Consider the following 12,428-nt stretch of genomic DNA (forward strand, 5'->3'; position numbering starts at 1 on the left):
TTCGCCCTACCCGAAAAATCAGGCCAGCGCTGCCTTCAGATCATTGACCAGATCCAGCCGTTCCCACGGGAAGAAATCCCCTTCGGCCTTGCGCCCGAAATGGCCATAGGCGGCTGCGCGCTGATAGATCGGTTTATTGAGGCCCAGATGGGTGCGGATGCTGCGCGGGGTCAGCCCTCCCAACTTGGCAATGCTCAGCAGCGCTGCCTCGATCTTTTCATCGCCAACCGTGCCGGTTTCATGCGTGTCGACATAGAGCGACAATGGCTGCGACACACCGATGGCATAGGCAATCTGGATGGTGCAGCGCGTAGCAAGGCCCGCCGCCACGACGTTCTTGGCAAGATAGCGGGTGATGTAGGCCGCGCTGCGATCAACCTTGGTCGGGTCTTTGCCGCTGAACGCGCCGCCGCCATGCGGGGCCGCGCCGCCATAGGTATCAACGATGATCTTGCGTCCGGTCAGGCCTGCGTCGCCATCCGGCCCGCCAATTTCAAACGCCCCGGTCGGGTTGATGTAATAGACGGTTTCGCGCAGCAGCACCGGCGGAATGATCTCTGCAACGATGCGCTTTACGTAGCTTTCCAGCTCGCGATATTTGGCCGGGTCGGCATTGTCCCCGGTCAGGCAATAGCCCGGCTTGTGCTGGGTGGACACCACCACCGCGGTCGCCGCGACGGGGAGCGATTCTTCATAGCGCAGCGTCACCTGGCTTTTGGCATCGGGTTCAAGAAACGGGGCCGCGCCCGAATGGCGGTCGGCTGCCATGCGTTCGAGGATCTTGTGGCTGTAATACAGCGTGGCGGGCATCAGATCGGGGGTTTCATCGGTTGCGTAACCGAACATGATCCCCTGATCGCCCGCGCCTTCATCCTTGTTGTCGCCGGCATCCACGCCTTGCGCGATATGTGCCGACTGGCCGTGCAGCTTGTTTTCAAACCGCAGCGTTTCCCAGTGGAAACCATCCTGTTCGTAACCGATGCGCTTGACCGTGGCGCGCACGGTGGCTTCGATCTCTTCCTTGGCCCCCGGCACCCAATCGCCGTTTTCAAACACGCCCTTGCAGCGGATTTCCCCCGCGAGCACAACGCATTGCGTGGTGGTCAACGTTTCGCAGGCGACGCGTGCTTCGGGGTCTTTCGACAGCAGCAGATCGACGATTCCGTCGGAAATCTGGTCGGAAACCTTGTCCGGGTGGCCTTCGGAAACGCTTTCAGAGGTGAACAGATATTCGGTGCGCATGGATCCTCCGAGGGATTGAAAGTGCGGTGTCTGGCGGAAAACCGGCCCTTATGCAGATATAAGGAAACCTTTATGTCCGCCTGCTTGCCTGCTCGCCCTAGCCGCGCCGGTGGATGAGCGCAAGCAATCTTGGCATCCCCAGCCCCAGCAGCAGCAGGGACAGCGCCCAGCCCAGCGTCAGCCAATGCCCCGCGCGGGCGAACAGCGTCGGTGGAAGGGCGGTGGGGACGATACCTTCGAGCTTATCCGCCTTGCCCGGCCCAATCGCGCCGCGCACGATGCCATTGGCGTCGATCACCGCGCTGATCCCGGTGGTGGTGGAACGCAGCACAGGCAGCCCTTCCTCCAGCGCGCGCATCCGCGCCTGCGCCAGATGTTGCGGCGGGCCCCAAGTACCGAACCAGCCATCGTTCGAGGGATTGAAGATGTAATCGGGCCGGTTGGCAGCATCCACCACCGCGCCCGAAAACACGATTTCATAGCAGATCTGAATGCCCGCCTTGCCGTGCTCGCCCAGATTAAGCGTGCGCGGCCCCGGCCCCGGCGCATAATCTATCGTGCCCGCCACCAACCGTGACAGGCCCAGCGGTTCGAGCAAGGTGCGCAGCGGCAGATATTCGCCAAACGGCACCAGATGCGCCTTGGCATAGTGGTGCGCGATATCGCCTTCGCCGCCCAGCGCGATCACCGAATTGCGCGCGCTGACCGCCCCCAAACTGCCGTCCTTGCGCGCGGCAATGTCAAGATTGACGACGCCCGCCAGCAGCGTCGATTGCGGCCCGATCACCGCACCGATCCGCCGCCGCGCAAACTCCGGGTCGGCCCCGGCGGTCGTTTGGAAATAGTAGCGTTCGGGATAGCCATCCTCGAGGTAATCGGGGATCGCGCTTTCGGGCCACAGCACAATCCGCGACTGATCACGCCCCGGCATGGTGAGGTCTGCGAGGCGGACGAATTGTTCCTCGAACTTGCTCGCATCGTTGATTTCGGTCTGCTTGAGCAGCGGTTGCACGAGGGTGTAATTCAGGCCTTTGTTCGGCGGCGCGGCCTCGATTGCCGGAAAGTGCATCGACGTTGCAACAACCACAGCGCCCGCCCCTGCCACGACCCAGCGCCGCGCAATCAGCGCCCACAGCAACAGGCCCGCCAGCACGACAGTAAACCCGGACAGCGCATAGGTGCCCATCCACGGCAGCACCGCCGCCAGCCCCTGCGCTTTCCACTCGCCGAGCAGCATCAGCCCGGCCGGCGGCCACGGATAGCCGGTGAAGAACGTCCCCCGCGCCCATTCGGCCAGCACCCACGCACCTGCCAGCACCAGCGCAAAGGCAGGCAACGGCGCGCGCCGGGCCAGCAGATGCGCCGCCAGCGCGGCCAAGGCGGGATAGATCGCCAGATACATGCAAACAAGCGGCACCGCGACCCAGCCCAATGCCTCGGGCATCTTGGCCTGATGGGTAAAAGCGGTCGCGATCCAGTTATTGGCGAGCGTCAGGTGCGCCCAACCGAACCACCAGCCCAGCCACAGCGCCGCGCGCTTGGTGGGGGCGGTGTAAATCAGCCACACGAACCCCGCCAGCGCGGCAAGGCCCAGCGGCCACAGGTGCAGCGGCGGGTAAGCGCAGGCCGCGATCAACCCCAGCACAATCGCGGCGAGCGCGGGGCGACGCTGGATCAGCGCCGGGATTGCGGAAATCCGCGCATCCATTGTCCGGGTTTCCGCCACGGGGACGAACCGCACCCGCGATCAATCAGCCGACCGCTTCGAGCGTGCCGTCGCCATCACCAGAACCATTGCCCGAATCCTCGCCGCGGATCGACGGCGGGAGGATCGAGGAATCAATGCTCCCACGATCAGCATCAACCGGCGGGCGCGGCTTGCGGGCGCGGGGGGCGGGCTTTTCAGCACGCTTTTCGGCAGGCTTTTCGGCGCGTGGTTCGCTGCGTTCGGGACGCTCGGTGCGTTCGGCGCGGGCGCCGCGTTCCGGGCGGTCGCTACGCTCAGGCCGTTCGCTGCGGGCATCATCACGCGGTTTGCGCGGCTGGCGGCGCGCATTCTGCTGGCGCGGCTGCGATTCGCTGCGGCCGTCATCACGGTCATCGGACGCGGAGCTTTCGCCTTCCTGCCCCGATTCGCCTTCTTCAGCATCGGCGCGCGGCTGCCTGCTGTCATCGTTCTGCCGATCATGCGACGGGCGATCGCTGCGGCGGCCCCGGTCGAAATCGAAATCATCATCGCTGTATTCTTCGGCGGCTTCCCGCTCATCCGGGCGGCGTCCGCCGCGCACTTCATCCTGACGCGCCTTGTTATCGGCGATCACGCGGAAATAGTGGTCGGCAAATTGCAGATAATATTCCATCTGCACCCGGTCGCCATTGTGATGGGCGTCCTGCGCAAGCTTTTTGTACTTGTCGAGCATCTGCGGCGCATTGCCCCGCGCGCGGCTGTCAATCCGGTTGAGCTGACTGCCATTGCCACCCTGAGGGCGGTTGCCGCGTCCACGACGACGGTTATTCCGATTATTGTTATTCAAGGAAATTGTTCCTTAATCAGCGACCGGCTGCAAAAAATTCTTGCACGCGCGGTCAACAGACCCCTCGTCAAAGCGCGTCATCACCTTGGCTTGCCAAAAGATGCCGCGCGCTCCGTGCTGCCGTGGCCGGGGACAAGCCCAGACGGCCGATTCAAGCGAGTTTAGGAGCTTGGCTCAGCGATTTGCGCCCTTCGCACATCATCTGGCCTGTTTTTCCAATTAGCGATGCAAAAGCACTTTGCCAAGCCCTACAGCGCTTTTCCTCACCGAAGGGTGCTTACCAAAGGATTAGCGCGCGCGGTCGGCCAGCAAGGTCGCGGCGCAGTTCTACAGCAAACCCGGCCGTGGCAGCGATGGCGCTGACTGCCTCGGCCTGGCGTGCGCCGATTTCGAAAATCGCGATCCCGTCCGGCACAATCAGCTTGCCAAGCTGCGGGATCAGCGCGCGATAATCGTCAAGCCCCTGCGGCCCGGCGAACAGCGCGCTGGCGGGTTCATAATCGCGCACCTGCCGGTCAAGCGCGGCATCCGCCTCAACATAGGGCGGGTTGCACAGGACGAGATCGAAGGTACCCAGCCCATCCGCCCAGCCCCAGGCGTGCCAATCGCGCTGATGCCACGCGCTGTGATTCGCCAGCCCCAGCGCATCGGCATTACCCGCCGCCACCGCCAGCGCCGCGGCCGAGGCATCCACCCCCACGCCCTGCCAGCCCGCGCGGTTCGCCAGCAGCGCCAGCAGCAGCGCCCCCGATCCGGTGCCAAGGTCAAGCGCGCGGCCAGCCGTGCCCGCAACCTCCAGCGCGGCTGCGATCAGCGTCTCGCTATCCCCGCGCGGGATCAGGGTGGCGGGGGTGACGGTGAGCTCCAGCCCGTAAAACTCCGCAAGCCCGGTAATATAGGCGACCGGTTCGTGCGCAGCGCGCCGCTCGACCAGCGCGGCGAAACCGGCGGGCGCAGGGCTTTGCATCTCCCGTAGCAGCATGTCCGAGCGGCTGACCCCCAGCGCGTGGGCCATCAGCAATTCGGCATCAAGCCGCGCAGTGTCGCTGGCGGCGGCAAGCCGTTCGGCAGCGGCGCGGATGGCTTCGGAAACGGTCATTGCGCCCCGATTACTCGGCCAGCGCCGACAGCCGCTTGCCCTCGTCCTCGGCGATCAGCGCGGCGATCAGTTCGGCCAGCCCCGGCCCGGCGAGCACTTCTTCGAGCTTGTGCAGCGTCAGCCCGATGCGGTGATCGGTGACGCGGCCTTGCGGAAAATTATAGGTGCGGATGCGTTCGGAACGATCCCCGCTGCCGACCATCGCCTTGCGCGCCTCGGCCTCTGCGCCTTGGGTGGCTTCACGCTGCGCTTCAAACAGCCGCGCGCGCAGCACCTGCATCGCTTTTTCCTTGTTCTTGTGCTGGCTGCGACCATCCTGACAGGTCACTACCGTGCCGGTCGGCAGGTGGGTGATGCGGATGGCGGAATCGGTGGTGTTGACGTGCTGCCCACCCGAACCGCTGGCGCGGTAGGTATCGATTTTTAGATCACCCGGATCAATCGTGACATCAACCTCGTCGGGTTCAGGCAGCACCGCCACGGTCGCCGCGCTGGTGTGGATGCGCCCGCCGCTTTCGGTCACGGGCACGCGCTGCACCCGGTGCACCCCGCTTTCAAACTTCAGCTTGGCAAACACGCCGGTGCCGGTGATGTTGGCGATCACTTCCTTGAAGCCCCCGATTTCAGAGGCGTTGATGCTGACCGGCTCGATTTTCCAACCCTGCTCGTCGGCGTATTTTTCATACATCCGGTAGAGGTCGGCGGCGAACAGAGCGGCCTCATCGCCCCCCGTCCCGGCGCGGATTTCGAGCATCGCGGGCTTGGCATCGGCGGAATCGCGCGGCAGCAATTCGATGGCGAGGCGGCGTTCGAGATCGGGGAGTGTCGCCTTGAGCGCGGCGAGTTCCTCCTCCGCCATGGCCTTCATTTCGGGGTCGGCGAGCATGGCGTTGAGCCCCGCCATTTCCTCGCGCGCGGCTTTCACCTCGGCGGCGATTTTGGCGACGGTCTGGAGTTCGGCGTAATCGCGGCTGGCGCGGACAAAGGCCTCACCCTCCAGCGTGCCGGACGCCATGCGCGCTTCCAGCTCCGCAAAGCGGTGCGCGATCTGGTCAAGGCGTTCGGGAGGGATTTGCATGGTTGGCTTCTCTTACACGTCATGCTGAACTTGTTTCAGCATCCATTTTGCAATTTCGGGCCGCTGTGGAGGCGGCGCGATGGACCCTGAAACGAGTTCAGGGTGACGATGCGGGCTAAGAGAGCGCGAAGTTCATCGGTTTCTACTTCTTTCGTCATCCCGGACTTGATCCGGGATCCCGCTACTTCATGACCCGCCGCGAGATAAAAAGCGGGACCCCGGGTCAAGCCCGGGGCGACGATTGGGTTAGGAGCGGGTCAGCGTGAACGCAGTCGGAGGGAGGATAACGCGGCCCCAGTTATCTTCGCTTTGCACTTCAACATCTGGCGAAGAAAAGCCATTGTTCTCAAGCACAGTTAGCACATCGCCAAAGGTCCAAGCATCTACGCCGAATGCTCCACTTGATAATCTTAATGTGGCCCGATCTCTATCGGTATCCTGCCCAACCACTACAATCGCTGCCGAGACTTTCGCCGCTCGTTGGAACGCCTTGCTAAAGCTACCAGTGAAACATTCAATCGTAACGAAAGGCCTGTCGAAGCGAGCCCACTTTGCTTGGCGTAATAGGCTGGTAATTTCGTGTGCTAGACTTACCGATGCCGGGCTTTCGGGCACCAGAGCCACTCGCACAACCGAGTATTCTCGAGCCTTAACCTCAAATCCTTCACTAGCTTGGACCAGCATCGCCAGCCGCTCAATTCCTGCAGCCCAGCCAACTGCGGGCGTCGGCTTACCACCCAGCGATTCCATCAGCCCATCATAACGCCCGCCGCCCAGCACCGTGCTCTGGCTGCCCAAGGCCGCTGCTGAGGCGCTGCCCTCGTCGGGGATGAACTCAAACGCGGTGTGGCGGTAGTAATCGAGGCCCCGCACGAGGCTTTCGGCCCGCGCCCACTTCACCCCCGCCGCATCCAGTCCGCTGGTCACGGCGGCAAAGAACGCCTGCGCCTCGTCGGACAAAAACGCGTCGATCTTGGGCGCATCAGCCAGAAACGGTTTGTCGCGCGGGTCTTTGGAATCGAGAATCCGCAGCGGGTTCTTCTCCAGCCGTTCCTGCGATTCTTCGGACAGGTCGCCCTTCACCGCCCCGAAATAGTCGATCAAGGCCGCGCGCCATGCCTCGCGGCTGTTCGCATCGCCCAGCGTGTTGAGGTGGAGCGTCACATCGTGGATGCCCAGCTCTTTCAGCAGCTGATCCGCCATCGCCAGCAGCTCGACATCCGCCTGCGGCTCGCCCGCGCCGATCACTTCGGCGTCGATCTGGTGGAACTGGCGGTAGCGGCCCTTTTGCGGGCGTTCGTAACGGAACAAAGGCCCGTGGGTCGCCACCTTCAGCGGCGCATATTGCTGCCAGCCGTTGGTGAGGAAAGCGCGCGCGATCCCGGCGGTGAATTCGGGGCGGAGAGTCAGAGACTCTCCACCCCGGTCGTCGAAGGAATACATTTCTTTCGACACCACATCGGTGGTTTCGCCCAGCGAACGCGCGAACACCTCGGTCTTTTCGAACACCGGCATTTCCACCCGGCGGAACCGATAAAGCCGCCGCACGCGCTCGAATGTTTCAACCACAAAGGCGAAAGCCTCGGCATCGGGGCCGAAAATATCCTGGGTGCCTCTGATGGCTTGCGGGGTCTTTTTGCTCATAAGCGCGCGATTAAGCCCACGCGGGGTCTTTCGCAATCCTGCGCCACCGATTAAGGGGCGCGGCACAATTCAACCTCTCCGCCGCAAGCGAATACGCACGGCCCAAGCCAAAGAGACCACCATGCGCATCGACAAGATCCCCACCGGCAAGAACCCGCCCGAAGAACTCAACGTGATCATCGAAGTGCCCACCGGGGGCGAGCCGGTGAAATACGAGTTTGACAAGGAGAGCGGCGCGCTGTTCGTCGACCGCATCCTGCACACTCCGATGCGCTATCCGGCGAATTACGGGTTCGTGCCGCACACGTTGAGCCCCGATGGCGATCCGCTGGATGCGCTGGTGATTGCGCGTTCGCCCTTCATCCCCGGCTGCGTGGTGCGCGCGCGGCCCATCGGGGTGCTCAACCTCGAAGACGAACATGGCGGCGATGAAAAGCTGATCTGCGTGCCGGTGGACACGACCTTCCCCTATTATTCGGACGTGGCCGAAACCAAGGATCTGCCGTCGATCATCTTCCAGCAGATCGAACACTTCTTTACCCATTACAAGGACTTGGAAGCCGAAAAGTGGGTGCGCGTGGGCAAGTGGGGTGACGCCGCCGAAGCGCGTCAGGTCACGATCGAAGCGATCGAGCGGTATAAGAATTCCTGATGTTCGTGCGCCCGGCGGGGTGCACGGAAATCACAACCCCCCCAGCAACGCCTTGAAAATCACTGTCAGCACAAACGGCAGGCCAATCACCACCGCCCACAGCCCGATCACATCGCGGCGGAAGGCAGCGGCGTAGGCCATGTCAGCGGCCTGCGCATCATCAAGATTCAACCAGCGTTTTTCGAACCAGCGGCACACCGGGATGATACCCGCCACCAGCACGATCAGCGCCATATAGGGCATCAACCCCGATGTCCCTTCGGACAGTGCCTTTACAGTCACGAAAATCTGCAATCCGGTGTAAACCAGCAGGCCATAGGCGACATGATCGCTCATCGCCTTGCGCCAGTCCCGCACCCGGCCATTGCCCCTGACCTGCTCGGTTGCTTTGCCCATCATACCCGCTCCCCAACGGTTTGTTGTGATGGATGCAGTATCGCAAAGGCGGCGCACAGTTGCAAGCGGGTGCGCGGCGCGCGAAATCTTGTTGCCCGGCAGGCATCAGTGATTGCCCAAGCCGCGAGAATCGCACAGCCTTTCCCAGTCGACAGGGCAATTGTCGGCGATGATGCCGCAACTAAGCAAAAATCCTGCCAAACTGCTTGAAGCCCTTTCCAGCCGCTTCAAGACTGCTAAAGACCGCAGAGTATGAGCACGTCGACGCTATCCGAAGCGGGCAGCCCCGCTGAATCCGCCGCCGCCCCGATCCAACCGCTGGGCAGTGGGCTGGAGGTGATTTCGATCGCCAAAAGCTACGACAAGACGGCGGTGCTGACCGATATTTCGCTGCACGTGGCCAAGGGCGAAGTGCTCGGCCTGCTTGGCCCCAATGGCGCGGGCAAGACCACCTGTTTCTATTCGATCATGGGTCTGGTGAAGCCGGATTCGGGCCGCATCCTGATGGACGGCGAGGATGTGACCTGCCTGCCGATGTATCGCCGCGCGATTCTGGGGCTGGGCTATTTGCCGCAGGAAACCAGCATTTTCCGCGGGATGACGGTCGAACAGAACATCAATTGCGTGCTCGAACTGGTCGAGCCTGACGGCGCCACCCGCGCGGCTGAACTGGAACGCCTGCTCGACGAATTCGGCCTCACACGGCTGCGCGAATCGCCCGCGATGGCGCTTTCAGGCGGCGAGCGGCGGCGCTGCGAGATCGCCCGCGCACTGGCGGCCAAGCCTTCGATCATGCTGCTGGATGAACCCTTTGCCGGGATCGATCCGCTGTCGATCAGCGACATCCGCGAGCTGGTGCGCGACCTGAAATCGCGCGGCATCGGGGTGCTGATCACCGATCACAACGTGCGCGAAACGCTCGACATTGTTGACCGCGCCTGCATCATCTACGGCGGGCAGGTGCTGTTTTCCGGCAGCCCGCAGGAACTGGTCGCCGATGAGAACGTCCGGCGGCTCTATCTTGGCGAGAGCTTCACGCTCTAGGGCTGGCAGGCATGGCTCTCGGCCCTCGCCTTGATCTTCGGCAATCCCAATCGCTGGTGATGACGCCGCAATTGCAGCAGGCGATCAAGCTGTTGGCGGCCTCCAATCTCGAAATTGAAAGCTTCATTGCCGAGGCGCTTGAGGCCAACCCGTTGCTCGATACCACCACGCCCGAGCCGGATGAGCCAGAGCGCGGCGAAGTGGCGGCGGCGCTGCCCGAAGATGCGCCCGCCGACCAGTTGATCGCATTGGGCGGCGGCGAAGGCGATGCGCCGCTCGATCTCGCGTCGGTCGACCGTGATTGGGACACTGGCGACGGCACAGCTGCTTTGGCCCGCGATGCCGAATGGGGCGCAGCGGAGGCGGGAGGGGGCGATTTCGGCGATGCGCCAGACTGGGAGCAATTGCGCGCCGCCGAGGTAACGCTGGCCGACCATCTCGACGGACAAGTTGGCGCGCTCGCCTCCGATCCGCGCACCGCCCTGATCGCGCGCCATATCATCGGGCTGCTCGATGAGGCGGGCTATCTGGCTTCCGCGATTGACGAGATTGCCGATGATCTCGGCGTCACGCCTGACGAAGCTGAGGCCGCGCTGGCGCTGGTGCAATCGCTTGACCCCAGCGGCGTGGGCGCGCGCAATCTGGCCGAATGCATCGCGATACAGGCGCGCGAGGCGGATCGTTACGACCCGTGCATGGCGGCGCTGATCGCCAATCTCGATCTGGTCGCGCGCGGCGAGGTGGAACGGCTTAAACGCCTGTGCCGGGTGGATGACGAGGATTTCGCCGACATGCTGCGCGAATTGCGCAGTTACAACCCGCGCCCCGGCCTCGCCTTTGCATCATCCGTTACCAGCACCGTGGTGCCCGACATCCTGATTACCGCCAACAACGCGGGCGGATGGGACATCGCGCTGAACGAGGAAACCCTGCCCAAGCTGATCGTCAATCGCGGCTACTTTCTCGAACTCAATGCCGGGGTATCGGACAAGCAATCGCAAGGCTGGCTGAAAGAAAAGCTGGCCGATGCCCACTGGCTGATCCGCGCGCTTGACCAGCGGCAGAAAACCATCCTCAAAACCGCTGCCGAAATCGTGCGCCAGCAGGAAGGCTTCTTTCGCCGCGGTGTATCCGAACTGCGCCCGCTGACCTTGCGCGAAGTGGCCGAGAAGATCGACATGCACGAAAGCACGGTCAGCCGGGTGACGAGCAACAAATATCTCGCCTGCGCGCGCGGGACGTTTGAATTGAAATATTTCTTCACCAGCGGGGTCGGGTCAGCAGACGGCGAAGGCGCATCGTCCGCCGCGATCAAGGCGCGGATCAAGGCGCTGATCGATGACGAAACCGCCAAGAACATCCTGTCCGATCAACAACTGGCTGAAATGCTACAAAAAGAAGGCTTCGACCTCGCCCGGCGCACCGTGGCCAAATACCGCGAAGCGATCGGCCTGGGCTCCAGCGCCGAACGGCGGCGGGCGAAAAAGCTGGCGGGGGCGGGGTAACGGGGCGGTGCGCGCTGGCACTGTGTCTGCGCCGCACGGGCCTTGGTGTTATTCTTCGGCTTCGTTCTGGCTGAAATGCTAAACCATCCGGCGGCGCAGGATCGCGTGATAGAGCGCCAGCGCGGCTGCGCTCACCGCCACGGCCACGCCCATACCGATCAGTGATAGCCCGCCCAGCATCGTGCCGCCATTGGCAATGGTGCCAGCCACCAGCGCGGTCAGCACCCCGATGGCGATTTGCCGCAGGATCGCGCCCGGCGCTTCGGTGCGGGCAACGATCGAGGCCAGCCAGCCCAGAAACGCCCCCAAAAAGATCAGCACCAGCACTGCCATTGTAACACCTGCCCCGATCACCGCCGGGAGCGTGTCCCGGCTCTATATCAGCGCATCATTAGCCAGATAATCGCCGCGCTGCCAATCACGATCCGGTAATAGGCAAACGGCGCAAAACCGAAACGGCTGACATAGGTCACAAACGCGCGGATCACGACCATCGCGGTCAGAAACGCGGCGACAAAGCCGATGGCGATTTCGGCCCAACCGATCATCCCGCCGCCTGCCAGCAGTTTTTCCGGCTCTGACGCGATCTTGACCGTGGCCGCGCCCAGCATGGTCGGGATGGCGAGGAAAAAGCTGAACTCTGCCGCCGTTTTGCGGCCCACACCCATCGCCAGCGCGCCAAGGATGGTCGCGCCCGAACGGCTGGTGCCGGGGATCATCGCCAGACATTGCATGAAACCGATGCCGATTGCCTTGGCCAGCGGCACATCGGCCACCCCGCTATCGGTGCCGGGGCGCACCGCCTTTTCCAGCCCGATCATCGCCACCCCGCCAACCAGCAGCGCCCAGGCGACCACCAGCGGGCTTTCGAGCATCATGTCGATCTGGTCTTTCACCGCCAGCCCGATCACCGCGGCGGGCATGAACGCCACCAGCAGATTGCGCACAAACCGCACTGCCACCGGCTCCCACCGCAGCAGGCCGATCAGCATTCCCCAAAGATAGCGGAAATAGGTGACGACCACCGCCAGAATCGCGCCCAGTTGAATGACGATATTGAACTGCGCCCACTGCGCAGCGTTATAACCGAACAGCTCTGTGGCAAGGATCAGGTGCCCGGTGGATGACACGGGCAGGAATTCGGTCAGCCCTTCAAGAATGCCGAGCAGGATCGCAGCGATGGTTTCACTCATGGGAAACGCGCTTTGACGAGGCATTGCGGTCTGTCAAACCA

12 protein-coding genes are annotated in these 12,428 nt (G+C 63.1%); 3 read left to right on the forward strand and 9 right to left on the reverse strand.

Going from position 1 to position 12,428, the window contains the following annotated elements:
* Positions 1-18: 18 nt before the first annotated feature.
* The 6 genes from metK to hisS all read right to left on the reverse strand — a co-directional run bounded on the left by metK (position 19) and on the right by hisS (position 7,597).
* Positions 19-1,242 carry a methionine adenosyltransferase gene (gene metK, locus ABIE62_RS11495; protein WP_354326166.1) on the reverse strand — a complete coding sequence of 408 codons (1,224 nt, stop codon included), beginning with the start codon at positions 1,240-1,242 and terminating at the stop codon, positions 19-21.
* Positions 1,243-1,339: 97 nt separating this feature from the next.
* Positions 1,340-2,950 (reverse strand): apolipoprotein N-acyltransferase, encoded by a 1,611-nt coding sequence (gene lnt, locus ABIE62_RS11500; protein WP_454184816.1) that lies wholly within the window; start codon positions 2,948-2,950, stop codon positions 1,340-1,342.
* A gap of 43 nt (positions 2,951-2,993) precedes the next feature.
* Complete coding sequence (locus tag ABIE62_RS11505) at positions 2,994-3,776, reverse strand: DUF4167 domain-containing protein (RefSeq protein WP_354326168.1); 783 nt, start codon at positions 3,774-3,776, stop codon at positions 2,994-2,996.
* A gap of 277 nt (positions 3,777-4,053) precedes the next feature.
* A complete protein-coding gene (gene prmC, locus ABIE62_RS11510; protein WP_354326169.1) occupies positions 4,054-4,875 on the reverse strand; it encodes a peptide chain release factor N(5)-glutamine methyltransferase in 822 nt (273 codons plus the stop codon).
* A gap of 10 nt (positions 4,876-4,885) precedes the next feature.
* Positions 4,886-5,953 (reverse strand): peptide chain release factor 1, encoded by a 1,068-nt coding sequence (gene prfA / locus ABIE62_RS11515; protein WP_354326171.1) that lies wholly within the window; start codon positions 5,951-5,953, stop codon positions 4,886-4,888.
* 246 nt (positions 5,954-6,199) lie between these two features.
* Positions 6,200-7,597, reverse strand: a complete 1,398-nt coding sequence (gene hisS / locus ABIE62_RS11520; protein ID WP_354326173.1) for a histidine--tRNA ligase — start codon at positions 7,595-7,597, stop codon at positions 6,200-6,202.
* Positions 7,598-7,718: 121 nt separating this feature from the next.
* On the opposite strand from hisS, the gene ppa reads away from it, so the two are divergent.
* On the forward strand, positions 7,719-8,249 hold the full coding sequence (gene ppa, locus ABIE62_RS11525; RefSeq protein WP_354326174.1) for an inorganic diphosphatase: 531 nt from the start codon (positions 7,719-7,721) through the stop codon (positions 8,247-8,249).
* 30 nt (positions 8,250-8,279) lie between these two features.
* Here the strand turns inward: ppa and ABIE62_RS11530 are convergent, their stop codons facing one another.
* Positions 8,280-8,648, reverse strand: coding sequence for a hypothetical protein (locus ABIE62_RS11530; protein WP_354326176.1), 369 nt, complete (start codon positions 8,646-8,648; stop codon positions 8,280-8,282).
* Positions 8,649-8,897: 249 nt separating this feature from the next.
* On the opposite strand from ABIE62_RS11530, the gene lptB reads away from it, so the two are divergent.
* Together lptB and rpoN are read left to right on the forward strand one after the other, a co-directional pair.
* A complete protein-coding gene (gene lptB / locus ABIE62_RS11535; protein ID WP_354326178.1) occupies positions 8,898-9,689 on the forward strand; it encodes an LPS export ABC transporter ATP-binding protein in 792 nt (263 codons plus the stop codon).
* Between the two features lie 11 nt (positions 9,690-9,700).
* Positions 9,701-11,194 (forward strand): RNA polymerase factor sigma-54, encoded by a 1,494-nt coding sequence (rpoN, locus tag ABIE62_RS11540; RefSeq protein ID WP_354326180.1) that lies wholly within the window; start codon positions 9,701-9,703, stop codon positions 11,192-11,194.
* Between the two features lie 78 nt (positions 11,195-11,272).
* Here the strand turns inward: rpoN and ABIE62_RS11545 are convergent, their stop codons facing one another.
* On the reverse strand, positions 11,273-11,527 hold the full coding sequence (locus tag ABIE62_RS11545) for a hypothetical protein (protein WP_354326181.1): 255 nt from the start codon (positions 11,525-11,527) through the stop codon (positions 11,273-11,275).
* A gap of 47 nt (positions 11,528-11,574) precedes the next feature.
* Positions 11,575-12,387 carry an undecaprenyl-diphosphate phosphatase gene (locus ABIE62_RS11550; RefSeq protein WP_354326183.1) on the reverse strand — a complete coding sequence of 271 codons (813 nt, stop codon included), beginning with the start codon at positions 12,385-12,387 and terminating at the stop codon, positions 11,575-11,577.
* Positions 12,388-12,428 lie beyond the last annotated feature (41 nt).

The organism is Porphyrobacter sp. MBR-155 (assembly GCF_040547625.1).
In the GTDB taxonomy this organism is placed as follows: Bacteria; Pseudomonadota; Alphaproteobacteria; order Sphingomonadales; family Sphingomonadaceae; genus Erythrobacter.

Bases quoted from the DNA above. Each gene is read 5' to 3' on its own strand.
- metK (WP_354326166.1), bottom strand. From the start codon at position 1,242: ATGCGCACCGAATATCTGTTCACCTCTGAAAGCGTTTCCGAAGGCCAC.
- lnt (WP_454184816.1), bottom strand. From the start codon at position 2,950: ATGGATGCGCGGATTTCCGCAATCCCGGCGCTGATCCAGCGTCGCCCC.
- prmC (WP_354326169.1), bottom strand. From the start codon at position 4,875: ATGACCGTTTCCGAAGCCATCCGCGCCGCTGCCGAACGGCTTGCCGCC.
- prfA (WP_354326171.1), bottom strand. From the start codon at position 5,953: ATGCAAATCCCTCCCGAACGCCTTGACCAGATCGCGCACCGCTTTGCG.
- hisS (WP_354326173.1), bottom strand. From the start codon at position 7,597: ATGAGCAAAAAGACCCCGCAAGCCATCAGAGGCACCCAGGATATTTTC.
- ppa (WP_354326174.1), top strand. From the start codon at position 7,719: ATGCGCATCGACAAGATCCCCACCGGCAAGAACCCGCCCGAAGAACTC.
- ABIE62_RS11530 (WP_354326176.1), bottom strand. From the start codon at position 8,648: ATGATGGGCAAAGCAACCGAGCAGGTCAGGGGCAATGGCCGGGTGCGG.
- lptB (WP_354326178.1), top strand. From the start codon at position 8,898: ATGAGCACGTCGACGCTATCCGAAGCGGGCAGCCCCGCTGAATCCGCC.
- rpoN (WP_354326180.1), top strand. From the start codon at position 9,701: ATGGCTCTCGGCCCTCGCCTTGATCTTCGGCAATCCCAATCGCTGGTG.
- ABIE62_RS11545 (WP_354326181.1), bottom strand. From the start codon at position 11,527: ATGGCAGTGCTGGTGCTGATCTTTTTGGGGGCGTTTCTGGGCTGGCTG.
- ABIE62_RS11550 (WP_354326183.1), bottom strand. From the start codon at position 12,387: ATGAGTGAAACCATCGCTGCGATCCTGCTCGGCATTCTTGAAGGGCTG.